The organism is Pontibacter sp. 13R65 (assembly GCF_047525655.1).
Classification (GTDB): Bacteria; Bacteroidota; Bacteroidia; order Cytophagales; family Hymenobacteraceae; genus Pontibacter.
In genome coordinates, this window is the sequence record NZ_JBLIQL010000007.1 from 104483 (window position 1) to 129390 (window position 24908).

The 24908-nt window shown below is 45.8% G+C and carries 23 protein-coding genes; 18 read left to right on the top strand and 5 right to left on the bottom strand.

The window, feature by feature from the left end; translation table 11 throughout:
* Nucleotides 1-155: 155 nt before the first annotated feature.
* The gene (locus ACMA1I_RS10855; RefSeq protein WP_337068351.1) at nt 156-509 is read left to right on the top strand and encodes a hypothetical protein; all 354 of its coding nucleotides are present in this window, start codon (nt 156-158) and stop codon (nt 507-509) included.
* Nucleotides 510-917: 408 nt separating this feature from the next.
* Here ACMA1I_RS10855 and ACMA1I_RS10860 read toward each other — a convergent pair whose 3' ends face one another.
* Nucleotides 918-1868: an EamA family transporter gene (locus tag ACMA1I_RS10860; protein WP_337068352.1), complete on the bottom strand. Its 951-nt coding sequence runs from the start codon at nt 1866-1868 to the stop codon at nt 918-920.
* A 352-nt stretch (nt 1869-2220) separates the two neighbouring features.
* Between ACMA1I_RS10860 and ACMA1I_RS10865 the strand changes: the two genes are divergently transcribed.
* The 3 genes from ACMA1I_RS10865 to feoB all read left to right on the top strand — a co-directional run bounded on the left by ACMA1I_RS10865 (nt 2221) and on the right by feoB (nt 7357).
* Nucleotides 2221-4677 (top strand): bifunctional UDP-N-acetylmuramoyl-tripeptide:D-alanyl-D-alanine ligase/alanine racemase, encoded by a 2457-nt coding sequence (locus ACMA1I_RS10865; RefSeq protein ID WP_337068353.1) that lies wholly within the window; start codon nt 2221-2223, stop codon nt 4675-4677.
* A gap of 308 nt (nt 4678-4985) precedes the next feature.
* Complete coding sequence (locus ACMA1I_RS10870; protein ID WP_255474278.1) at nt 4986-5198, top strand: FeoA family protein; 213 nt, start codon at nt 4986-4988, stop codon at nt 5196-5198.
* A gap of 5 nt (nt 5199-5203) precedes the next feature.
* Nucleotides 5204-7357, top strand: a complete 2154-nt coding sequence (gene feoB, locus ACMA1I_RS10875; protein WP_337068354.1) for a ferrous iron transport protein B — start codon at nt 5204-5206, stop codon at nt 7355-7357.
* Between the two features lie 165 nt (nt 7358-7522).
* Here the strand turns inward: feoB and ACMA1I_RS10880 are convergent, their stop codons facing one another.
* The 4 genes from ACMA1I_RS10880 to ACMA1I_RS10895 all read right to left on the bottom strand — a co-directional run bounded on the left by ACMA1I_RS10880 (nt 7523) and on the right by ACMA1I_RS10895 (nt 10922).
* Nucleotides 7523-8236: an SAM-dependent methyltransferase gene (locus ACMA1I_RS10880; RefSeq protein WP_337068355.1), complete on the bottom strand. Its 714-nt coding sequence runs from the start codon at nt 8234-8236 to the stop codon at nt 7523-7525.
* Between the two features lie 255 nt (nt 8237-8491).
* Nucleotides 8492-9259, bottom strand: a complete 768-nt coding sequence (locus ACMA1I_RS10885) for an alpha/beta fold hydrolase (RefSeq protein ID WP_337068356.1) — start codon at nt 9257-9259, stop codon at nt 8492-8494.
* Between the two features lie 104 nt (nt 9260-9363).
* A complete protein-coding gene (locus ACMA1I_RS10890) occupies nt 9364-9870 on the bottom strand; it encodes a hypothetical protein (protein ID WP_337068357.1) in 507 nt (168 codons plus the stop codon).
* A gap of 338 nt (nt 9871-10208) precedes the next feature.
* A complete protein-coding gene (locus tag ACMA1I_RS10895) occupies nt 10209-10922 on the bottom strand; it encodes a pyridoxine 5'-phosphate synthase (RefSeq protein ID WP_337068358.1) in 714 nt (237 codons plus the stop codon).
* 169 nt (nt 10923-11091) lie between these two features.
* Between ACMA1I_RS10895 and ACMA1I_RS10900 the strand changes: the two genes are divergently transcribed.
* From ACMA1I_RS10900 to ACMA1I_RS10965, 14 genes are all read left to right on the top strand, one after another.
* Nucleotides 11092-11553 carry a GatB/YqeY domain-containing protein gene (locus tag ACMA1I_RS10900; RefSeq protein WP_337068359.1) on the top strand — a complete coding sequence of 154 codons (462 nt, stop codon included), beginning with the start codon at nt 11092-11094 and terminating at the stop codon, nt 11551-11553.
* 346 nt (nt 11554-11899) lie between these two features.
* Nucleotides 11900-12418, top strand: a complete 519-nt coding sequence (locus ACMA1I_RS10905; RefSeq protein WP_337068360.1) for a CvpA family protein — start codon at nt 11900-11902, stop codon at nt 12416-12418.
* 164 nt (nt 12419-12582) lie between these two features.
* Entirely contained in the window at nt 12583-13149 is a 567-nt protein-coding gene (locus ACMA1I_RS10910) for an aminodeoxychorismate/anthranilate synthase component II (protein ID WP_337068361.1), read from the top strand.
* A gap of 55 nt (nt 13150-13204) precedes the next feature.
* Entirely contained in the window at nt 13205-13981 is a 777-nt protein-coding gene (locus ACMA1I_RS10915) for an alpha/beta hydrolase (RefSeq protein ID WP_337068362.1), read from the top strand.
* The gene (locus tag ACMA1I_RS10920; protein ID WP_337068363.1) at nt 13978-14643 is read left to right on the top strand and encodes a CBS domain-containing protein; all 666 of its coding nucleotides are present in this window, start codon (nt 13978-13980) and stop codon (nt 14641-14643) included. The genes ACMA1I_RS10915 and ACMA1I_RS10920 overlap by 4 nt, the downstream gene beginning before the upstream one ends.
* 6 nt (nt 14644-14649) lie before the next feature.
* Complete coding sequence (locus ACMA1I_RS10925) at nt 14650-16053, top strand: BamA/TamA family outer membrane protein (RefSeq protein ID WP_337068364.1); 1404 nt, start codon at nt 14650-14652, stop codon at nt 16051-16053.
* A gap of 80 nt (nt 16054-16133) precedes the next feature.
* On the top strand, nt 16134-17021 hold the full coding sequence (locus tag ACMA1I_RS10930) for an NAD kinase (RefSeq protein ID WP_337068365.1): 888 nt from the start codon (nt 16134-16136) through the stop codon (nt 17019-17021).
* Between the two features lie 109 nt (nt 17022-17130).
* On the top strand, nt 17131-18132 hold the full coding sequence (locus ACMA1I_RS10935) for a DUF6089 family protein (protein WP_337068366.1): 1002 nt from the start codon (nt 17131-17133) through the stop codon (nt 18130-18132).
* Nucleotides 18133-18180: 48 nt separating this feature from the next.
* A complete protein-coding gene (locus ACMA1I_RS10940; protein WP_337068367.1) occupies nt 18181-18945 on the top strand; it encodes a DUF6089 family protein in 765 nt (254 codons plus the stop codon).
* Nucleotides 18946-19004: 59 nt separating this feature from the next.
* On the top strand, nt 19005-19748 hold the full coding sequence (locus tag ACMA1I_RS10945; protein ID WP_337068368.1) for an isoprenyl transferase: 744 nt from the start codon (nt 19005-19007) through the stop codon (nt 19746-19748).
* Nucleotides 19749-19757: 9 nt separating this feature from the next.
* Nucleotides 19758-22250, top strand: a complete 2493-nt coding sequence (bamA, locus tag ACMA1I_RS10950) for an outer membrane protein assembly factor BamA (protein WP_337068369.1) — start codon at nt 19758-19760, stop codon at nt 22248-22250.
* Between the two features lie 15 nt (nt 22251-22265).
* Entirely contained in the window at nt 22266-22946 is a 681-nt protein-coding gene (locus ACMA1I_RS10955; RefSeq protein ID WP_337068370.1) for an OmpH family outer membrane protein, read from the top strand.
* 38 nt (nt 22947-22984) lie between these two features.
* Nucleotides 22985-23605 carry an OmpH family outer membrane protein gene (locus tag ACMA1I_RS10960; protein WP_337068371.1) on the top strand — a complete coding sequence of 207 codons (621 nt, stop codon included), beginning with the start codon at nt 22985-22987 and terminating at the stop codon, nt 23603-23605.
* 84 nt (nt 23606-23689) lie between these two features.
* Nucleotides 23690-24724 (top strand): RluA family pseudouridine synthase, encoded by a 1035-nt coding sequence (locus ACMA1I_RS10965; protein ID WP_337068372.1) that lies wholly within the window; start codon nt 23690-23692, stop codon nt 24722-24724.
* The last annotated feature ends 184 nt before the right edge of the window (nt 24725-24908 follow it).

Consider the following 24908-nt stretch of genomic DNA (forward strand, 5'->3'; position numbering starts at 1 on the left):
CTTCCCGAGGTATTATGGCTCTATAGGAGGTCAGGGCAATTGAACTGTTTTGCCGGTGCTTAAGTAGCCGCACTACAGCTTATGCCTGCTTCAGTCAAACCTAAATGCGTTGTAACCGTTAAAAATAGGGTGATTTAATTTTAACGACTATAACTATGATACTTGATATATTAAAAAAAGGCGCTATGGTGGCATTTGTGGCAGCAATAAGTTTTAGCTGTGGACAAGAAAGACCCATAGATGAATCTGATACTAGCACTGGTACCGCAGAAGCCATTGTAGAAGGAAATCCATCGGCTGCTAACCTGAACAACCCACGTCCGGCCCCTATTGGCGACACCTCTAAAACCGGGGAGCAAGCTGATAGATTTGGCCAGATGAACCCGAACCAGGACTCAGCAGCCCGTGCTCAGATAGAATTTGAGAAGCAACGGCAGCTAGAGCAAAATCCGAATCAGAAACCAACGGTTACAACGCCTGAGCGTCGCATAGACGGTAGCAGGCAATAGGTTTTATTTCCTATAGAACCCAAAAGGCCTTACGCTCAAGCAGTGTAAGGCCTTTTGGGTTCTATAGGTGTATCTTATTTCCTGACGTTACACACCTTTGCCACTAGCGAAGTATTGTAATTCCACAGCAATAAAATACAGTTGCCGGCTCTTTAACGCTAGCTAGGAGTGCTTATACCAGTTCTTGGGTTGAGCGCCTTTGCAGGATTCCGGTGCCGCAGGCAGCCTGAGCGAGAGCGAAGGCAGGAAAGATGCAGCAGCGCGATGCCTAAGAACGGGGCCTCGCGGCCACGAGCGCTTATATTATACAATGCAACAGAAAAGAACAAGAACGCTGAATAGAACTGATGCTAATAGTATTAGAACCAACTTTTAGGAGCCTCTTTAATAGAATGTGTGTAGCATCAATTACTTGATTACAGCATTAGCACCCGCAGCAGGAATTACCAAGCCATTGCCACGTTTCTTCCGGCCTTTCAGGTGCAGGTTATAAATAATAACCGAGACAAATATGAGAAAATAAGCCATTATCTTGGTAGGTGTGGTTTGTTCGTTGTAGTAAATAAAGGCTACCAAAAAGTTGATGACTGGGTTAATGTACATCATAATACCCACCGAGCCGGAGGTTAGCTCTTTAAGGGCAAACAGGTTGAGAAAAAGGGGAAGCACTGTAAAGCCAGCACTCAAAATGGCCACCACACCAAAAAAAGAAGGGTTAACGGGCACTGCTGCTGTGTCGGAGAAAGAAATATATAGTGGAGCAATAAGAGCAAAAGAAAGTATGAGCTGCAGGGTGAGCAGCACAATTTTGTCGTATCCCTTCAGAATGCGCTGCGTGATGAGGTACAGTGCATAAGATAATCCTACTAGCAAGCTGAATAGCAGGCTTATTAAGTCGCCACTGCCAATCATGGCACAGCTTATCGCGCTTAACCCGATAGCAAGCCACTGGTTTAGCCGCAGCTTCTCTTTCAGGAGAAGAAAACCCAGCACAGCCGTAAGAATGGGGCAGAGCAGGTAAGAGAAAGAGCCCGCCTGTATACTGATATGATTTACTACATAAATAAAAGCCAGCCAGTTTACTGTAAGCAGGAGACCGCCCAGTAAGGTATAGAGGGTAAAGGAGCGCTTTTCTTTTCCAGAGGCTGCCTTTACCTGCTGCCAGGTTACCAGTAGCTCCTTTCGCCTGAAAAACCCTGAAAGGAGGAGTAGAATGGCCACCGAAAAAGCAATGCGGTAAAATAGGATTTGTGCGCTGGAGTATGCTGCCAGCTCCTTCAGCGGAATTGGAATAAAGCCCCAGATAATGAAGGCAGTAAGGCCGGCTGCATAATATGACTTGGTAGACTGAGATTTCATAATTTAAAAAAGAGCACAAAACTACAAGTTGTAACGCTAATAATTTCGGTGCAGAAGCATATTATTTTGCAGCGCCTGTTTTTGCTAGTTTTATTTTACCTGAAGTACACAAACCCTTTCCTTATCTAAAAGTTAAGGTTGAATGTCGAAAGAAGCTTCTGTGCTCTCAGTTCAACCGTTAATCTCCTCATCAATCAACAGCCAGTAAACAAAGTTTAAATTATTCTAATGAAATTGACCTTCCAGAGCCTTTTTAAGCTTGAAAGGCTTTAGGCTTGTATTTTACAGCAAGGCTCAGTTGCAGGAAAACAGGCGGGGGTTTAGTAAATTGCAGCGCTTTAACCAATAGCTTATGCTTACATTCCGAAAGCTTGCTTCTGTTACAGAAGGTTCTCTTGTTCAATTTGTGCAGGACTGGCCTGTGCTGGATTTGCTTATTGATAGCCGAAAGCTGTCGCAGCCAGTGGGCACGGTCTTTTTTGCTATTAGTGGCAAGTTCAACAACGGGCACAAATATATGGCGCAGCTTTATGCGCAGGGAGTGCGGCAGTTTGTAGTAGAGGAGCAGGAGGCCAGCGAGCTCGTTAGTTACCATCCTGAAGCCAATTTTTTGCAGGTAAAGAGCAGTTTAGCTGCTTTGCAGGCTGTGGCCGCCTGGCACCGGCAGCAGTTTAAGGTGCCGGTAATTGGCATAACGGGCAGCAATGGCAAAACAATAGTGAAAGAATGGCTGGCGCAGTTGCTCACGCCGGACGAGCTGGTGGTAAAAAGTCCGCGCAGCTACAATTCGCAGGTAGGGGTGCCGCTCTCGGTGTGGCAACTAAACGAAAAGCACACGCTAGCTATTTTTGAGGCAGGCATTTCGCAGCCCGGCGAAATGGAGAAGCTGCAGCACATCATTCAGCCAACTATTGGCATTTTTACGAACATTGGCAGTGCCCATAATCAGGGTTTTGTATCGGTGGAGCAGAAAATTGAAGAGAAGCTGAAGCTGTTTACCCATACTGACTTACTGTTTTACTGTGCCGACTACCCTCAACTGCACGAGGCTGTTCAGGCAAGCGGCATTCCCTCGTTTACCTGGTCCAGAAAAAGCAAAAAGGCTAATCTTGCCATTTCCGGCACAACAGTAGCCGGTGCTAAAACCATTGTGGTGTACACTTATCAGGGGCAGAAGCAGCGTTTGGCTATCCCCTTTACCGACGATGCCTCTGTAGAAGATGCGCTGCATTGCCTGGCCGTGCTGCTGTACCGTAACCTGTCGCTCGCCGACATCCAGAACCGCCTCGACAAGCTGCACCCGGTGGCCATGCGCCTAGAAATGAAAGAAGCCATCAACGGCTGCTACCTGATAGACGACACCTACAACAACGACCTGGCCGGCCTGTCCATTGCTCTCGACCTGCTGGCCAGCCAGCCACAGCGCAACAAACGCACCCTCATCCTTTCTGACTTGCTGGAGTCGGGGGTGCCGGAGGAAGAGCTTTACAGGCAGGTGGCAGCCCTGGTGCGGGTAAAGAAAGTAGATAAGGTACTGGGTATTGGCCCAACCATACAGAAACACGCCGAAGCGTTTCCCGGCACCGGGACATTTTACAGTAGTACAGCCGCCTTTCTGGAACAGTTTAAGGCTGATGCTTTCCGGAACGAGGTTATTCTGATAAAAGGTGCACGGGTGTTTGGCTTTGAGAAAATAGTGCAGGCCTTTCAGCAGAAGGTGCACGGAACGATGCTCGAGGTGAACTTAGATGCGCTGGTGCACAACCTCAACTTTTACCGCTCCAGGCTCACGCCCGACACCAAACTAATGGTGATGGTAAAGGCTTTTGCCTATGGCAGCGGCAGCTTTGAAGTGGCCAACCTGCTGCAGTTCCACCAGGTAGACTACCTGGCTGTGGCTTATGCCGATGAGGGGGTAAGCCTGCGTGAACACGGTATTACCTTGCCGATTATGGTCATGAACCCTTCGGTAGATAGTTTTTCCAAGCTGCGCCAATACAGCCTGGAGCCCGAGATCTATTCGCTGGAGCTGCTGGAGCAGTTTCTTTTAGAATCGGCTGGCGCACCGGCCAGTATCCACCTGAAGCTTGATACCGGCATGCACCGGCTCGGCTTTACCGAAAACGATTTTGAGCAGCTCTTCTCTATGCTACACCAATACCCGCAGGTGCGTGTGGTAAGTATATTTACTCACCTGGCCGGAGCAGACGAAGCCCTGCACAACGATTTCTCCACCCAACAGATTGCTACCTTCCGGCAACTATCGGAGCAGGTGGAGGAGCGGCTGGGCTATAAGACAATCCGGCATGCTCTCAACTCGGCTGGAATTGTGCGCTTCCCGGAGCATCAGCTGGACATGGTGCGGTTGGGCATTGGCCTTTATGGCGTGGAGGCTACCGGAAATGAGCAGGAGGCGCTGCAGTCGGTAAGCACCCTTAAAACCACCGTGTCGCAGGTAAAATCTATCAACAAAGGCGAAACTGTAGGTTACAGCCGTAAAGGAGTGGCTGCCGAGGCCAAAACTATTGCTACCATTGCCATTGGCTACGCCGATGGCTACGACCGCCGCTTTAGCAATGGTGTGGGCGAGGTGCTGATAAGAGGCAGCAAAGCTCCTATAATAGGCAACGTGTGCATGGACATGTGCATGGTAGACGTAACCGGGCTGGAGGTAAAGGCAGGAGATGAAGTCATTGTATTCGGGCCGCAGCTGCCGCTGGTGGAGCTGGCACAAAAAATAGGGACCATCCCATACGAATTGCTCACCAACGTAAGTGCACGGGTAAAACGCGTATTTTTTGCTGAGTAAAAAAATAGACGCAGCTTATGAAATTTCTAATAAAGCAGCTGCGGTACAAATCACTTCTACGGAAAATTCTAAACAACTATAAGTCTGTTATCCTGATAAATCACTGTTTTGCTGCTGCTGAAGAAGCTTTTGCCTGTTTTTTGTAATAAAAAGTTCTATTTCTGATGTGCCTACACTGAAATCGGAATACAATTGTTCAAATCTTTTGGTTTAAAGAGGAACGCCTTGTAACTTGCAGTTGTTTATAACCAGTCTAAATAACGCAGGTGGTGGCGCAGCAAACAAACAAAAAACAGGCACAAAGAACTGTGCGCGATCTTAAAATTGGGGAATCTGGAGAGATTTCTGGCCTGAACGATCCGGAAATGGCTTTGAAATTGCTCGAAATGGGATGTCTGCCCGGCACTTCCGTGAAGCTGAACAGCAAAGCTCCCCTTGGCGATCCTATCACGATTATTGTAAATGATTATACGCTCTCGTTGCGCCTGGACGAAGCAGAAACCATCTTGCTGAAAGATTAACCCCTATGGCTGTAACTACCCAAGCGAAAGAAAAACAGGTCAAACCAGTGGCACCAAAAGTGCAAATGGCAAAAGTGGCCCTTATTGGTAATCCGAACTCTGGCAAAACTTCACTGTTCAACCAGCTTACGGGCCTTAATCAGAAGGTTGGTAATTTTCCGGGTGTTACAGTAGATAAAAAAACAGGCGTTTGCCTGCTTTCTCCCAAGCAAAAGGCGCAGATTATTGATTTGCCCGGCACCTATAGCCTTTATCCAAAGTCGCTGGATGAGCGGGTGGTGATAAACCTGCTCTACGATGCCAGCTCTTTGCACCAGCCAGACTTGGTTATTGTAACTGCCGATGCCTCTAACCTGAAGCGTAACCTCTTGCTGTTTACACAGCTGGCCGACCTGAAGATTCCGGCAGTACTGGCCCTGAACATGGTAGATGTAGCAGAGGCCGAGGGTGTAAAAATTGACGTACTGGCATTGCAGGAGCAATTAGGCGTACCTGTTATTCCGGTAAATGCCCGGACAGGTACCGGTATGGCAGCCTTGAAAATTGTAATGTCGCAGCAGCTGCAGGCTGCCGAAGAAACTTTTTATACTATTCCGGAAGCTCTTAAAGCAGTAGTAAAGCCTATAAAAGAGCGGTTTGGCCTGCGGAACGATTACCTGGCACTGCACTACGCGCACCAGGGCCGCAGCCTTAAATTCTTAAAAGAAGCAGATGTTGCCTGGCTGAATGAGCTGCTGGAACGGGAGGCTTTTCAGGCTAACACACAGCAGGCAAACGAAACCATAGCCCGCTACACCCGCATAAACGAGCTGTTGCTGGATGTGGTACGGGTAGAGAAAGCCGACAAGGACGAAAAGTTCAGCAACCGCCTCGACCAGATCCTGACGCACAAGGTGTTTGGCTACCTGATCTTTTTTGTTATTTTATTTCTTGTTTTTCAGGCTGTTTTCACTTGGGCCAGCTATCCTATGGACCTAATAGATGAAGGCATTGCCAGCCTGAACGCTACTATACAAGAGAACTTTAATGGGCCTTTGATAAACTTACTTACCGAAGGTGTAATAGCCGGACTGGGTGGAGTACTTATTTTTATCCCACAGATTGCCCTGCTTTTTGCTTTTATTGCTGTGCTGGAAGAAACCGGTTATATGGCGCGGGTTACGTTTATGATGGATAAGATCATGCGTAAATTTGGCCTGAACGGAAAATCAGTGGTACCGCTTATTTCTGGTGTAGCCTGTGCCGTGCCTGCTATTATGTCGGCCCGGACTATTGAGAACTGGAAAGACCGTATGATTACGATCTTCGTGACTCCTCTTATGAGCTGTTCTGCCCGCATACCAGTGTACACGGTACTCATTGCCCTGGTTGTGCCGGAAACTTATTATTTCGGCTTCCTGAACCTGCAAGGTATTGTGCTGATGGGGCTGTACCTGCTTGGTTTTCTGTCTGCCATTTTCTCTGCCTTACTCCTGAAGGTGCTCCTGAAAGCCCGTGAGCGCAGCTACTTTATTATGGAGCTACCGGTATACAAGATGCCACGCTGGAAAAATGTTGGACTTACCATTTTCGAGAAATCGAAGACTTTTGTGCTGGAGGCTGGTAAAGTAATTGTAGCCGTATCTATTGTGCTGTGGGTGCTGGCCTCGTATGGCCCTGGCAATAGTTTCGAAAAGGCAGAAGAGCGGGCGCTGCAGCAGGCAGAAACCTCTAAGTTATCAGAACTTGAAACTGAGAACCTGATTTCTTCGCTTCAGCTAGAGTCATCTTATGCTGGTAGAGTGGGCCATGCTATAGAGCCAGCTATTAGGCCGTTGGGTTACGACTGGAAGATTGGAATTGCCTTGCTCACATCCTTTGCTGCCCGCGAGGTATTTGTAGGTACCATGTCTACCATTTATAGTATTGGCGAAGAAGAAAATGTGAGCACCATCAAAAATAAGCTCATGTCTGAGAAAGATGCCAACGGAGATCCTTTCTTTACGCCGGCACGCGCTTTCTCTCTTATGGTGTTTTACCTGTTTGCCATGCAATGCATCAGCACGCTGGCCATTGTGCGCCGCGAAACCAAAAGCTGGACCTGGCCTATGGCGCAGCTGGTGTACATGAGCGGCCTGGCGTATGTAATGGCCTTTATCACCTTTCAGATTTTTAGCTAAGGCTACGCAAAATAAGAAATGGTGTCCATCAGGTTTAGTTTTGGATAGCTTTTTCTAAAATTGAAACGACTATTTACTCCTGCCCAAATTATTTAAATGAAAAAGGCCTTCCGGAGGATTTTCAGTAGAAAAATCCTCCGGAAGGCCTTTTTCTACTCTTACAGGTTACTTATAAATCAGGAATACGGCAGGCTGCTTATGGATGTCTGGCAGCGTATTTTTCCAGTCGGCAATGGTTTTGGTTTGGATAAGCTCGTGCTCTGGTGAGGTAATGTTGGCGGCAATGCAGAGGCGTGTGCTGGGATGGAGAGTCTGCACCAGGTCTTCGAGCAGCTTGTTGTTGCGGTAAGGCGTTTCCATGAAAATCTGGGTCTGGTCGCGCTGCTGCATCTCTTTTTCGAGGTGGCGCAGTGCCTGCAAACGGGGGCCACGCTCAATAGGCAAGTAGCCATGAAAAGCAAAACGCTGCCCGTTAAAGCCACTGCCCATCAGGCTCAGCAAGATAGCAGACGGACCGGCAAAAGGCACTACTTTAATGTTTTTCTGATGCGCGTATTTTACAACCTCTGCACCTGGGTCTGCCACACCCGGGCAGCCTGCTTCCGAAATAATACCGGCATGCTGCCCCTTCAGCAAGGGCTCCAGCGATTTCTGCACCTGGGCGGGCGTGGCATCTTTGTCTACCTGCACAAAGCTAAGCTGCTCAATTACCAGTTCCGGGCAAATGCTTTTTACAAACCGCCTGGCAGTCCGCAGGTTCTCCACGATAAAGTAAGTAAGGTGCTGTACCGTCTCTTTTATCTGCGGCGATATAACCTGTTCGGCTGTGCCATCGGCCAGTACAGTGGGTATAAGGTATAAAATGCCTGTTTGTGCCATAGGGACGTCGTCAAATTAAAAATTCAAAATTGGAAATTACAGCAAATATGCTTTAATAACAGCTATCGGAGCATTCTTAACTGTTCCTAATCCAGGAATTTGTGAATTTATTCTGACAGGTTTATTTATTAGCTGTAAAGGTAAAAAGAAGAATTGTTTTTGCGGCGCACTGCTGGTGTTAAAACAGAACTGCCACAGCACTCTCATAGGCTGTGGCAGTTCTAATCTAGTTATAACTAATATTCGCAAGAGCTGCTAGTGCGTGAGGAAATTATGCACCAGCTCAAACACCTGATCAGGCGCTTCGGCATGTACCCAATGGCCTGCACCCGGTATTGTTTCGATCTCGACCTGTGTAAAAAGGTGTTCAATGGAGGTGTATTGATCTTCCTGGGTAATGTACCTCGATCTGCCTCCTTTAATGAATAGAGCACTCTTCTTGAAGGGAACATCTGAGGTGATGGCAGCACTTATGTTTTCATAGTTAGTATCTAAACCATTCAGGTTCATGCGCCAGCCAAAGGTGTTGTCCTCCAGGCGGTAGATGTTCTTCATCAGGAACAGGCGCACGTCGGGTTGGCTGATAGATTTTGCCAGTTGCTCGTCTATGTCGCTGCGCTTGGTGGCGGTGCTCAGGTCTATCGACTTTAGGGCTTCTATAATTTCGTCGTGGTGCGGTGGGTAAGCCTTGGGTGCGATATCGACTACAATTAGTTTGGTAAGGCGGGTGGGGTGGGTAAGGGCAAATTTCATAGCCACCTTGCCGCCCATGGAGTGCCCCATAATAGCAGGCGTCGGAATGTTCAGGTCATCGATCAGTTCGAGCACATCTTCGGCCATAAGCTCATAGGTATGCTCATCGGCATGAGGCGAGCGGCCATGGTTGCGCAGGTCTACCAGAAAAACGTTGTAGTGTTCTGCCAGGCGTTTTGCCAGCGTTTGCCAGTTGTCTAATGTGCCAAAGAGGCCGTGCAGAATAAGCAGCGGCTGACCATGACCCATTTCTTTGTAGTGTAACTTCATATTTTTATTTGTCGGTTCTGAGGTAAAGGATGTTTAAAATGTAGCTTACGGAAGCGAGTACTATTTAGCTAACTCATGCGATTTGGAAACGGTGGCAAGGTAGCTTAGGCCCTTCTGGTTTTTCGTGGTACAGGTGTGGCCTTGTTTTCTTTGTCGAAATCGGGACTTACAAACACTTTTTTGTAGCCGAGCCGCTGGCTTATAAATGCAATAAAGTCGTCGGTTTGGTGCTGCTTTATCAGCTGGCTCATGAGTAGTACCGCTTTTTTGCCTTTACGGCGAACAATCATAATATCGCGTTCCTGCAGGGCCATGAGTACGGCTCCTACTCCTATAAACGCGGAGACAATGGGTGCAATTGTTTTTTCTGCCTGGAGAGAAAAAAGGAATTCGGAACCAGAAAGTACATTTAAGGTGAAGATGCTGTAGCTGGCAAATAAAAGACAGCACAGGCCAAAAAGGAGCAGCAGTAGCCAGTTTTTTACTACTCTGCCTCTTTTTAGCGTAATAGAGTCGATGTTGGAGTAAGGAATAAATTTTTGTTTGCTGCGCAGCAGATGCAGACCTTTTTTATCTACTCCGAACTGATTCGTGTAAAAGTTGTATTTCATCTGCTTTCAAATAGGCCCACTTAATTTGCTGAAAATTTCAGATTCATGCAAGTAAATAGATATTCAAATAATGAGATGTGCTGACGATGGAGGTTAAATTGTCCTGCAACAGTCTGCTTCGGAGACATCAGACACAAGACGTAAGACGCAAAATTTTTTCTTGAGCTGCGGCCTTACCCCTTATTTGCCCTAGCTCCGCAAGAGCTGCGCACGTTGCGAGATTTTACGAACTATGTTTGGTCGACCATTTAACCATTAAGGCATTTAACAACCAAGAATCAAATTATTCTAATAAAAATAGCCTTCCGGAGATGCTTTGTCTTAAAGTTGATTAAGGATTACTTTAGTTGGCGCAGATAGAGCTGAATTGTGTTTTCCAGACCATAATATAAAGCATCGCAGATCAGGGCGTGGCCAATGCTTACCTCTTCCAGCCCTACCAGGTTGTCTTTCAGATATCTTAAATTATCGAGATCGAGGTCGTGGCCGGCATTCAGGCCCAGTCCAAATTCTTTTGCCTTAAGGGCTGCTTTGGCGTAGGGGGCAATGGCGGCTTCGCGGTTCTGATGATAACCTGTGGCATAGGCTTCGGTATAAAGCTCTATACGATCGGTGTTTACTGAGGCGGCACCTTCTACCATGGCTTCGTCGGGGTCCACAAAAATAGAGGTGCGTATACCCAGCTCCTTCAGCTCCAGAATAACATCTGTCAGATAGTCTTTGTGCCGGATGGTGTCCCAGCCAGCATTGGAGGTAATGGCATCGGGGGCATCGGGTACGAGTGTGGCCTGCTCCGGCTTCACATCTTTTACCAGCTTCAGAAATTCAGGCGTAGGGTTGCCTTCTATGTTAAACTCGGTGGTTACTATTTGCTTCAGGTCATGCACATCGCGGAAGCGGATGTGGCGCTCGTCGGGGCGTGGGTGCACCGTAATTCCTTGCGCGCCGAAGCGTTCGCAATCTTTGGCTACCTGCACAACATTTGGCCTGTCGCCACCCCGGGCATTACGAAGCGTGGCTATTTTGTTTATATTTACGCTCAGCTTAGTCATAGTCTTTTAAATACGAATGGCAGCAATGCCCTGTTTATATCCTGTAGTTTTAAAGAGACTAAATTAAGCAAATTTGTTTAAGTTGATACATACTGGTGTTTGCTCATGCCCGGTTCAGAGGCGGAAACAGCACCAGCTCAAAAGTTTAAGTAACATAAAATATAAAGCTATGACATTAAAAGAAAGAGTAGAAGCCGACATTAAACAGGCTATGCTGGCCAAAGATAAAACCCGTCTGCAGGCGCTCCGCAGCATTAAGTCGCAGATATTGCTTGCCGAAACAGAGAAAGGCGGAACTGATGGCTTAACTCCGGACACTGAAATGAAGCTGCTTACCAAAGCAGCGAAACAGCGTCGTGAGTCGGCAGATGTTTTTGCCAAGCAAAACCGCGCTGACCTGGCAGAAGTGGAGCTGGCCGAGCTGGCTGTAATAGAAAGCTACCTGCCCAAGCAACTCGATGAAGGCGAACTACGGGTGCGTCTGGTAGAGATTATTCAGCGGGTAGGCGCTACCGGTCCGTCTGACTTAGGAAGGGTGATGGGAGTGGCCTCTAAAGAACTGGCTGGCCTGGCCGATGGTCGTGCTATCTCGTCTGCCGTAGGAGCCCTGCTCAACAACACCGATTTCTAACCATCAGCCCTCGGCCTGAAAGCAGGCAAAATACCTCTGGAAGGGCGTTTTGATTAGAAGAATTTGATTGCTGAGAAGTTAAATGGTTGACCAAAGGTAGCCGGCGTGCACAGCTCCTGCGGGTGTCTGGGCAAAATAAAGCAGCCTGAGAAAAATCTAACATCTAAAGTCTAGCATCTACAATCTAATTAAAGCCTCTGGAAGGCCAATTTTATTAGAATAATTTAAGCCAGGGGCGAAGAATGCCCCATGTTGCATTACGTTTCCTGGTTAATTTCAGCATAAATAAGTTCAGTAACAGGCAGGAGCAGCTAATAAAGTCGCTTCTGCTTTAACTTTTTCCAACTTGAGTACTTTCGATATTTTTCTGGCGCTGCCGCTCTTGTACGGCGCCTTTTTGGGCTTCCGGAAAGGGCTTTTGCTGGAGCTGGTGTCGCTGTTTGCCCTGGTGCTGGCTATTTTGCTCGGGCTCAAGCTGCTCGATACGGCGCTGCCCCTCATGAAAGAATTTGTAGGCGATGCCGGTGTGCTGTTGCCTTACGTCACCTTCTTGTTTGTTTTTATTGCTATTATTTTTGGTGTTCGCCTATTAGGGCTTCTCCTTAAAAAAGTACTCGACTTTACTCCATTTGGCTTCTTCGATAATTTTTTGGGGGCCGTGTTGGGTGCGTTGAAATGGTGCTTTGCACTAAGCCTGCTGCTGTACGTATCTGACCTGGCTGGTGTCGGCATTACGCCAGAAACAGCTGCTGGTTCTACTATTTATCCGTATGTGCTCAAATCTACACCCTATGCCCTCGATGTAATTGGTTATGTGGTGCCATTTGTAAAAGCGCTCTTCCTTTCTGTAACAGAGCATTTTTAAGAATTGCAAGAAAGAGCCTACCAACAGCCCGAAATAAAAGCAGGGGCAGATGGAGCAAACAAGAGCTTCGCTCTGTTAAGAGGTGTCAGCGCTCCTGAATTAAACTATTATATGAGCCCGCTTCACTAAACAGCAATAGCCATAAATTTACTGAATCAGAAAACATGCTTTTGCTGCTCGATAACTTTGATTCCTTTACTTACAACCTGGTCGACTATTTTGGGCAACTGGGAGTGGAGGCGCATGTGGTTCGTAATGATGTGCCACTTGCGGAGTTAAAGCAGTTGCCTATAAAAGCCATTGTGTTATCGCCGGGGCCAGGTGTGCCAGCACAGGCAGGATGTTTGGCAGAGGTTATACGAGAGTACCACAGCAAGTTGCCCATGCTGGGTATATGCCTGGGGCACCAAGCCTTAGGCGAGTTCTATGGAGCAAAGCTGGCGAAAGGCCTCCGGCCCATGCACGGCAAACTGTCGGAGATAACCTGCCTCCCTGACCCCATTTTTAATGGTCTACCCGAAAAAATGCAGGTAGTACGGTATCATTCGCTGGTGCTACAACAAATGCCAGCCAGCCTTGTGCCACTGGCTTATACAGCCGAAGGAGAGCTAATGGCCTTCAGGCACGAGAGCCTGCCACTGTACGCGCTACAGTTTCATCCGGAAGCTGCCCTAACCACTTATGGATTACGTATGCTTTATAATTGGCTTACAATTGCTAATATTGCGTAATTGTAACATTACATAGTCCCGATTACCATTACCTTTTTAAACAATATTATATCCAATGAATCTACAGGTCAAAGAAGAAGGCGACTTTAAATTTATAGACGAGGGAGAAGGCGAAGTATTACTGCTGCTGCACGGGCTTTTTGGTGCTCTAAGCAACTGGCAGGGCGTTGTCGACTTTTTCTCTAAAGATTACCGCGTTATTATTCCGCTAATGCCTATTTATGAGATGCCACTTCATAAAGCTGGTGTGTCTGGCCTGGTTGCTTTTGTAGAAGATTTTGTTAACTTTAAGAAGTTAAATAACCTTACGCTGCTCGGCAACTCTCTTGGAGGGCATGTAGGCCTTGTGTTTACCTTAAAAAATGCCAATAAGGTAAAGCGGCTCGTGCTAACAGGTAGCTCTGGCCTCTTCGAAGATTCTATGGGAGGCTCCTTTCCGAAACGCGGAAACTATAATTATGTAAAAGAGCGCACCGAGCATACCTTTTATAAACCAGAAACGGCTACAAAAGAGCTGGTAGATGAGGTGTTTGACATCACAAACAGTAATTCTAAGTGCTTGCGAATTATATCCATTGCCAAGTCGGCGCAGCGCCACAACATGGCAAAGGATATCACTCAGATTAACATCCCGACGTTGCTCATCTGGGGGCTGAACGATACCATTACGCCTCCTATTGTAGCGCACGAGTTTGCCCGGCTTATTAAGAATTCGGAGCTTTATTTTATAGATAAGTGCGGACATGCGCCAATGATGGAACATCCGGAGAAGTTTAACAGTATCTTAAAGAAATTTCTTAGTAGAACTAAAACAACAGAAATAGTCACATGATTGCAGAAGAGCTCATCAACCAAATGATTCCGCCGCTCAAGGTCTACGACACTGTAGATAAGGCCTTGCGCTGGATGGATGAATTTCGTGTAAACGAGCTCGCCGTTGCCCGAAATCGCAAATACATTGGACTTGCCACCGAGGTAAGTCTTATAGAGCTAAACGATCGCAACCTGACCCTTGAGCAAGTAAAGCTGGAGTTTCAGGATGTACACGTCATGCACTTTCAGCACTTTTACGATGTGATGGAAGTAGCCATTAAAAATAAAATTCAGGTAGTGCCCGTGCTCGACGAGCTGCAGGAGTTCATGGGCATTATTACTATAAACGATACGTTGGCGGCCTTTGGGCAAATGTCGGCGCTGCAGGGGCAGGGAAGCATACTGGTGCTCTCCATGCCGGAGCGTGACTACTCTTTGAGCCAGATCAGCCGCCTGATAGAAGAAGATAGCGCCAAAATACTAAGTGCCTACGTCTCGCCCGACGAGCTAGACCCTTACAACATTAAGCTTACGTTAAAGCTTAACACAACCGATCTTACCCGTATTATCGCCACCCTGGAGCGATTTGAATACCGCATCACAGCCCAGTTTCAGGACGGGTCCAACTACGATGTGGGCAGAGACCGACTGGACATGTTGCTGAAGTACCTGGATATTTAATTTTCTATGCCCCTGTTCTGGTTGCGGTTGGTGGTGTTGCTCTTTTGTGGGCTGGCGGTGAGTATTATAGCCAAGGCAGGAACATGCAATAACAGTACTTATTTTATTGTTTCCGGTGTCGATTTCGAGGGAAATGAGACAACTAAAGAGAATGTGTTGCTCCTGGAACTCGACTTTGCCTCAGGCGATACCATTGCCACCGACCAGGTGGAGGAAAGGCTGGAGGAGAACCGGAAAAGACTTCTGAACCTGCGTCTTTTTCACGAAGTAGGTTTTCGCTACGATTGTGAAGGCGGCCAGCTATCAGTTGTTTATTTTATGCAGGAGCGCTGGTATCTGTACCCGGTGCTCATCTTCGATTATGCCGACCGCAATTTCAACGCCTGGCTCGAAAAAAAAGACTTGGGTCGGCTTGACTATGGTATTTCGCTGACCAGACGCAATTTCAGGGGGCGAAATGAGGATGTGCGGCTTAAGCTTCAGCATGGCTTTAACCGTAAGGTGGAGCTCTCCTACAGAATCCCGTACATAAGCCACCGGCTTAAATTGGGGCTGGACCTGGGATTAGCGCACTACCGTAGCCGTACCATGAACTATACCAACAGTTATAACCGGCAGCGGTTCCTGGTGCAGGATGATGTTTTCCCGATCCAGCGAAATGCTTTTTCTGTTGGCCTTGTGCACAGGCAGAGCGTGCAACGTTACGAAGCTCTCCGTTTTTCGTTACATCAGGAGGCAATTTCAGACTCCGCTTTAGCCATTAGCCCCGATTATTTCCGAAACCAGCTCCAAGAAAGACAGTATGCCCGTTTAGAACTTTCGAAAGTTGTGAACCTGCGTAACAATTTTTCTTACCCCTTAACCGGACGCTATTACGATGTGTCGGCTTCACAAGCTATCTTTTTTAAGAATACAGGAGCACCCGTAACTACCTTTCGCGCCAAATTCTCTGAGTATTTCCAGTTATCAGAAAAGCTTTACTACGCTGCGTCTGCCGAAGGACAGGTGCGATTGTCGGACCACTATACTTTTGCTGACAACATTGCACTCGGCTTCCGTTCTTTGGTTCGCGGCTACGAGCTTTTTGTAGTAGGAGGGCAGCATTATGGCCTGGTGAAGCAAGGGTTGTCGCGGGAGCTGGTAAACATCAGCGGATTTAGAGTAAAGCAGCTGAAAAGTGCAAAATTTAATCGTATACCGCTGGCACTTTATCTCAATGCCTTTGCCGATGCAGGTTACGTACACGATAACATTTACCACGAAAGCAATCAGCTGACGAACAAATTGCTGATTGGGGGCGGCCTGGGCGTGCACGTTGTTACGTTTTACGATATGGTTTTTAGGATGGAATACGCCATTAACCGAGAAGGTGATAAAGGTCTATACTTTACCACTGGTTTTCCATTCTAGGCAACAATGCTTTTGTAACTGATGAAATTTTTTATAGTCTTGTATCTGACATCCCGATACTTGCGCTTAATTTTGGATTTATGAGAATAGCTATACTAGGCAAACCCTTTTCTGACGATACAGCTTCCTATATACAAGTATTATTCGATGAGTTAGCTCGCAGAAAGGCAGAGTTATACGTTGTCGATCATTTTAAGCAGTACCTCAGCAACACCATAAATATACCCGATACAGTTTTGTCATTTACTCGCGGCGATAAGCTGGATGGAGTTGATGTGGTTTTTAGTATTGGCGGTGATGGTACGTTGCTAGACTCTGTAACTTATGTGGGAGCACAGCAAATTCCTATCATGGGTATTAATACTGGCCGATTAGGTTTCCTGGCCACTATTCCGCACGACAGTATTACGGCAGCCCTTGATGCACTCTACAAAGGACGCTATACCATAGATGAGCGAGCCCTGATTCGAGTAGACTCGGATCTGGATGTTTTCGATGGGATTAATTTTGGATTAAACGAGTTTAGTGTGCTAAAGCGCGACACTTCTTCTATGATTGTGGTACACACTTACATAGACGGGGAGTACTTGAACTCCTATTGGGCAGATGGTCTGGTGGTAGCCACTCCGACTGGCTCAACAGGATATTCGCTTAGCTGCGGTGGCCCGCTGGTGCTGCCCCAGACAGGCAATTTTGTGATTTCGCCTGTCTGCCCACATAATTTAAATGTTCGCCCCATGATTGTGTCCGACAGAAGCGTTATTTCGTTTGAGGTGGAAGGCCGCAGTAGCAGTTACCTTGCTTCCTTAGATTCCAGGTCGGTTTCTGTAGATATGAATGTACAATTAGCTGTGAGAAGAGAAAGCTTTACTGCCAGATTAATAAAATTACATCATGTGAATTTTTTGTCGACCTTGCGGAATAAACTTAATTGGGGCTACGATAAACGTAATGTCCTATTAGGTTAAGTAACGGTAAAATATTTATATATTATTTTATTTGTAATTGTTTAAATATATATTTGCCAGTCATAATAATAATTGGAAAGAGTTGCTGCCACAATAATAACTGAGTGCCATGAAGAAAATTTCTACTCTTATTTTATTAGTATTCACTATAATTCTTGCTGATGTAATGGACGCGGAGGCCCAACGACGCTTCACAGCACGTCAGCGGTACAACTCTGTAGGTGTTACGGTTGGTGCTATGAATTACTTTGGTGATATTGTGCCAAAAGCAAACTTTTCAAGTTTCAGCTCTAATGCGACTAGGCCCTCAGTTGGTATCAACTTTACCCGTCGTGTTCGCCCCCGAGTGTCGCTGAGAGGTGGTTTTACATGGGGCAGAATTTCTGGTGACGATGTGAATAGTAACTTAGGAAATGAAGCAGAAAACGTTGGCCGTTTCAGACGCAACCTCTCTTTCCGGAATGATATAAAAGAACTAAGTGGTGTTGCCATAATCGATCTCTTTGAAAACAGAAGCCGATACCAGCTTCGTCCGGACTTTGTACCTTATGGTTTTGTTGGTGTTGCAGTTTTTCATCATAATCCAAAAGCTTATTATGAAAGAGGTTCACACCCTGGTTTATCTGAAAGCCAAGATATCGCAACAGGCTGGTATGCTTTGCAGCCATTGGGAACCGAAGGCCAGTATACTAATTTAGAAGGCACTCCAAGCCCATATAGCCGTATTCAGATTGCCATTCCGGTAGGTGTTGGTTTAAGATACAGAATTAACAGATTCTGGGATTTGAGTCTGGAAGTAGGTTGGAGAAAAACATTCACCGATTACCTGGATGATGTAAGCAGAGGTTATGTGTCTAAATCAGATATTCTGGCAGGTACCAGCAGCAACCCACGTGCAGCCGCCATTTTCTCTGACAGAAGTGCTGAAGGCCCATTCCGTTCAGAAGTTCAGCCTGATCCAAGTGGTACTCCATATAGTCGTCTTTCTGGTTATGGTACACCTCAGAACCAGACGCGTGGCAACAGAACGGATGATGACTGGTACGTTACAACAAGCTTCCAGTTAAGCTATATCCTTAACACGGCCCCAAGAAGACCTAAATTCAGATAATAGTTTGAGCAACCCATCGTTGTTATCCAAACTCAGTTCATTTACTACATGACTTTAAGTAAACTTAAGCATACACTCCTTATTTGCCTGATAGTGCAAGTAGGGAGTGTTTTTTTTACCAATGCGGCCTTAGCGCAACGGTACATCACCACCAGCGAAATAGGAGTGGGGATAGGTGGTGTAAATTACAAAGGCGAAATAGCTCCGTCTTATCGGTTCCTAAATAACCAGCCAGCTATAACAGCATTCTACAGACGGGATATTTCTGCTCCTATAACTGTGCGTGGAGGTCTCTTGGCAAGTCATCGTATTGTGGGCAGTAATACGATGAAGGACGAAGATTTTGACCTGCCTTTAGCTGACTACAGACAGGCTGAGTTAAAGTTATCATTACTGGAATTATCGGCGGTAATGGAGTATAACTTTCTTGATTATTATGATTTTGACCAACCTATAAGAATCTCTCCCTACTTTTTTGCTGGCATTGCAGGCTTTCTTTATAATCAGAAAACAACTTTTGGGAATAGTACCCTTCAATCGCAAGAAGATCCATATCGAACTACCTTAAGTGTAGCCATACCGGTAGGTGTGGGAGTAAAGTATGCTTTAAGCAGGCATTGGAACTTAGGTCTTGAGTTCGGGGCCAGAAAATTACTTAATGATAACATTGATAATCTCTACGGCCAGGACAAAAGCATTTCCAACCCCTATGATAAAGACTGGTACTTTTATAATGGCATCAGCCTATCTTACACCTTCTATAGAATTAATTGCCCTCCTGTATACAAGAACAAGCCAGGCTTGCTAGATTAGCAGGTTTAAATTTTACAAATTTGTCTTGCTTTTTGTAACTTGCAAGGAAATTTGATTAAATGACTTTAAAGGAACAAGTTGATCTGGACAATTTACCCAAGCACATTGCCGTTATCATGGACGGTAACGGGCGTTGGGCTAAGCAACGTGGTGGCTTGCGGATATTCGGACATCAAAGTGCTATAACTGCTGTAAGAGAAACAGTAGAAGGCGCTGCAGAGCTTGGAGTAGAGTATCTGACACTTTATGCTTTCTCTACAGAGAATTGGTCCAGACCTGCAATAGAAGTTTCGGCACTAATGCAGCTGCTGGTTTCTACCATTCGGAAAGAAACTACTACGTTGAATAAAAACAACATCAGATTGCAAACTATCGGTGACACGGCCAGTCTCCCAAAGTCTTGTCAGAAAGAATTGCTTGAAGCAATAGACATGACCAAGGATAATTCCCGGATGACGCTAGTATTGGCTTTAAGCTATAGCGGCCGCTGGGATATTAAGCAGGCGGTGCAGCGCATTGCAGCAGATGTGGCTAATGGTACTTTGGCAGCCACTGATGTAGAAGAAGCTTCTATAAATAAGTATCTTTCTACAGCAGGTATACCTGAACCCGAACTGATGATCCGGACAAGTGGAGAAATGCGAATAAGTAACTTTCTGTTATGGCAATTGGCTTACACAGAACTTTATATCACCGAACTGCTTTGGCCAGATTTCAGGAAGGAGCATCTTTATGAAGCAATATTGTCTTACCAGCGCCGTGAGCGCCGCTTTGGGAAGACTAGTGAACAACTAACTAAGTAATTTTTATTGATGACAAAGTACATCTGGGTCCTTGTGTTTCTGCTTCTTTCAGGCACAGCTTCGTCCCAAATTCAAAATATTCCTCTGCAGTCTAACCCTGTTGATTATTCACAGCCAAAACAGTATACCTTGCGGGGTATTACAGTTAGCGGTGCCAATTTTCTGGATCCGAATGCTCTGATTTCTGTAGCCGGCCTTAAGATTGGTGACCAGATCACGGTGCCTGGGGATGAGATCAGCAAGGCAATACAAAAACTGTGGGACCAGGGTATTTTGGGTGACATTGAGGTATACGTTACCCGAATAGAAGGGGAGAACATTTATCTCAATTTTAGCCTGAAAGAACGTCCTCGCCTTTCCAGATTTAACTTTACAGGCATTAATAAGACCCAACGCGATGCCTTGGAAGGCAAAATTGCCCTTACTCGCGGAAAAGTAGTAACAGATGAAGTATTAAACAGAACTAGAAACACTATCCGAAACTACTACTTAGAAAAAAGCTTCCTTAACGTTAAAATCAATATCACCCAGAAACCAGACTCTGTACTGCCTAACAGCGTGGTGCTTAATATTAATGTAGACAAAGGCAATAAAGTAAAAATCGCAGATATCAATTTTGTCGGAAACGAAGCCTTCCCAGAGAAAAAGCTTCAAAGGCAATTGAAAAAAACAAAGGAGAAGCGCTGGTACAAGCTTCTTACTTCTTCAAAATTTGTACGTTCTGAGTACGAAAATGACAAGCAGCTCTTGATAGATTTCTATAATAATGAGGGTTACCGTGATGCTGTTATTGTGTCTGATTCGGTTTATAGAATTGGAGACGATAGGCTGGGTGTGACGATAACTATAGATGAAGGCTCTCGCTACTTCTATCGAAACATCACCTGGACAGGTAATTACATTTACGACGACGCCTATCTTTCCAGAGTTTTAGGTATATCGAAAGGGGATGTATATAACAAGCAGGAACTAGAAAAACGCTTATCTTTTAACCCTACAGGAGGTGTCGATGTATCTGCCCTTTACCAAAACGATGGTTACCTGTTCTCTAACATCGAACCTGTAGAAGTTAAGGTGGAAGGCGATTCTATTGACCTGGAAATGCGCGTAACAGAAGGTCCACAGGCTACTATCAACAAAGTAACTATAACAGGAAACGACAAAACAAGCGAGCACGTGATTCTGCGCGAAGTGCTAACGTTACCTGGACAAAAGTACAGCCGCGCTGACCTGATAGATACCCGCAACAGATTATCGAACCTTGGTTACTTCGACCCTGAAACGATTGGTTTAGTACCGGAGCCAAACCCGGCTGATGGCACTGTAGATATACATTATAGTGTAACAGAGCGTGCTAATGATCAGATTAGCTTGTCAGGTGGTTGGGGTGGTGCCATTGGAGCAGTTGCTACAGTAGGTCTTACTCTTAATAACTTCTCCAGCAGAAAAATGCTGAACCTTTCCAATTGGCGGCCAATTCCGGCAGGTGATGGACAGCGCCTGGCTCTGAACGTGCAGGCCAATGGCAAGTACTACCAATCTTATTCGCTCTCCTTCACGGAGCCATGGTTAGGTGGCCGTAAGCCAAATGCCTTTACCGTTAGTGCTTATAAAACAGTAATCAGACAACCTACTGCTGAAGGCGGAGACAGCCGGTTGAATGTGGATGGTGCCACTATAGGTTTAGGTAGACGCCTCTCATGGCCAGACCAATGGTTCCAGATGAGCCATGCTCTTTCATATAGCAGGTACAGGCTCGACAATTACCGGGCGTTTGAAGGGGTATTAGGATTTAACACTGGCGATTCACACAGCTTTACCATTAACAATACGTTGGCCAGAACCAACCTAGATAACCCGCTCTTCCCTAGAAGAGGATCTTCCTTATCGCTTAGCGTAAACGCAACGCCTCCTTACTCTTTGGTTACTGATAAGGGTAAGAACTTCAAGTTACTGGAATATCATAAATGGATGTTCGATGCCTCTTACTTTATAAACTTGGCAGGGAATTTGGTATTAAGTACAAGAGCGCACTTTGGTTTCTTAGGAAGTTATAGTAAAGACACGCCTCTTGGACCTTTCGAGCGCTTCAAAGTAGGTGGATCTGGTATGGCAGGTGGTAACTTCTTTATTGCAACAGAGTTTATCGGCCTCCGTGGTTACGACGACCAGCGAGTTGTTAATACTTCCGATCCTAGTTTGTTGAACGCTGGTGGTGTTGCTTATAATAAGTTTGTAATAGAGCCCCGTTATCTGATTTCTCCTAATCCGGCAGCCACTATTTATGGTCTGGCATTCTTGGAAGCAGGTAACAACTTTGGATCATTCGATACTTATAACCCATTCAAGTTGTACCGCTCGGCTGGTGTAGGAGCTCGTATATTTATGGCGCAGTTCGGCTTGTTAGGATTTGATTATGGCTGGCGACTGGATACAATTCCGGGAATGCCTGATATGAAGCGTGGGCAATTCCACTTCATTATCGGGCAGCAGATTCGATAGCAGGAGGGAATTTGTATGAAGAAATATTTGTTAGCGTTCATATTTGGTTTTTTGGTATGCTTTACTTCAAAAGCCCAGAAATTCGGATATATTGACTCAGAGTTCATACTGAGTAAAATGCCGGCTTATACCAAAGCACAGCAAGAACTTAATAAATATACAGATGCATGGCAAAAAGAAATCGAAACCATGCACCAGGAAGTAGAAAAGCTGAAGCAGGAGTTTAAGGCAGAAGAAGTTTTGCTGACTGATGAAATGAAGCAGAAGCGTCAGGCCGATATTACCAAGAAAGAAGCAGAGGTAAGGGATTACCAGCGCAAGGTTTTTGGATACGAAGGCATGATGTTTAAGCGCCGGCAGGACCTGGTTCGCCCGATACAGGACGAAGTTTTTACGGCAGTAGAAAAAGTGGCCAAGGCCAGAGGCTTACAGGTTGTTTTCGATAAGTCCGGCGACATGGTAATGATCTATACCAATCCGGTTCATGATTATACAGAATATGTGATAGAAGAGCTTGGGCTGGCATCAGATAAGCAGAATACAGCCGGTAACAGAACAAACTCTATTATAGACTCGCCCGAAAATTTACCTGAAGTGGGTGAAACAGAAGGTGCACCAGAAGAAAATACAAACTCGCCTGCCAAAGGCAGAGCCACCAACCCGGCTCAGTCTAAAGCGGCACCTAAAAAGAAGTAGAACAACCAACATCTATTAATTTATTACTTAACCAACCAATGATGAACAAAATCAAAACATTAGTAGTAGCTTTCCTTTTGATCGGCTTTTCGTCTTTTGCTCAGACAAGCAACCAGCCAATTAAAATAGGATACACCAACGTAGAGTATATCTTGTTGCAATTGCCTGAAAGCCGTCAAATAGAATCTGAATTAAAAACACACAGTACCCAATTAGAAAATCAGCTTAAAACAAAATACTCCGAGTACGAGACTAAGCTGGCCGCCCTGGAGAAAGGCGCTTCTACTATGGATAAAGTGGTTCGTGATGACAAAGAAAGAGAGTTGATGAACATGCAGAATTCTATTCAGGAATTTCAGCGTAATGCTCAGGCCTCTTTACAGCAAAAAGAGAAATCTTTAGTAGATCCGGTAATCAACAAAATTGATCAGGCTATTAAAGACGTGGCGAAAGAAAATGGTTATACCTGGGTTATCAGTAACCAGGCGCTTCTTTCAGGTCCAGAGGATGGTGATATCTCTCCACTTGTTCTGAGGAAGTTAGGTGTAGATCCAAGCAAAGTAACAGAGCAACCTGCTCCTGCAGCTACTAACCCTGCGAGCACTACTACAACACCGGCTAAAGCTCCAGTTAAAACTACACCAGCCAAAAAGAAATAAGTAATAGTTTCTTACCTTTTTTAAAGAAAGCCGATGTGTTCTACCTCGGCTTTCTTTGTTTTAATAACCTTTTGTAATTGATTTGTGATAGATTATACTGAAGAGGAATCGGCAGAAGACTCTGATGAGCTTTATGAGCACCATCGGATAGTGGCAGACAAACGTCAGGCCTTGTTGCGTCTCGACAAATTCCTGATGGATCGCCTGGCAAATGTAACCCGCAATAAACTGCAGGAAGCAATTCGGTCTGAGTCGGTGCAAGTAAACCATAAGCCGGTAAAGGTGAGTTACAAGGTGAAGCCAGGAGACATTATTACCGTTACACTCCCCGATCCACCCCGCGACACAGAAATACTGCCAGAGGCTATTCCGTTAACTATTCCTTATGAAGATAATGAGTTGCTACTAGTGAACAAGGAGGCCGGCATGGTAGTACACCCAGGCTACAGTAACTGGAGCGGTACTTTAGTAAACGCCCTTACTTACCACCTCCAGAACCTGCCCACAAGTCAAAATGGAGCTGCCAGACCAGGCTTAGTCCATAGAATAGATAAAGACACCTCAGGGCTTCTGGTAATCGCTAAAACCGATTACAGCATGGCCTACCTGGCTAAGCAGTTTTATGACCACAGCATAGAACGGACTTATTATGCCTTGGTCTGGGGAGTGCCAAAAGCTATGGAAGGTACTATAGTAGGTCATGTAGGCCGCAGCGCGAAGGATAGGAGGGTAATGGCTGTGTATCCTAATGGCGAGTATGGTAAACATGCTGTAACGCACTATAGAGTCCTAAAAAGCTTTAAGTATGTATCGCTGTTACAGTGCAATCTAGAAACAGGCCGAACACACCAGATTCGCGCTCATATGAAGTACCTGGGGCACCCACTCTTTTCTGATGCCACCTACGGAGGGGATAAAATCTTACAAGGAAGCCATAACGGCACATATAAGTCATTTGTTGAGAATGCTTTTAAGCTGATGCCTAGGCAGGCTTTACATGCCAAATCATTAGGTTTTAAGCACCCGGCTACCAAAGAGTTTATGCAGTTTGATTCGGAGTTGCCAGAAGACTTTGCTGAAGTACTTCGCAAGTGGGCCTTATATGAGGAGCCGCTGTAGCTAGCTTTCCTTTACTAAGCTTAATGAGATGTTGAGGTAAAATTATTCTAATGAAAATGGCCTTTTGTAGGCTTTTTTATACCAAAGACGCTAGATACTTCTGAAGCCAGTTTCTTGCCTCCATCCTGCTTTGCCCACACTTGCAGGAACTGGGTATGCTTCAAGGGCTTACCAGTTCATCAGG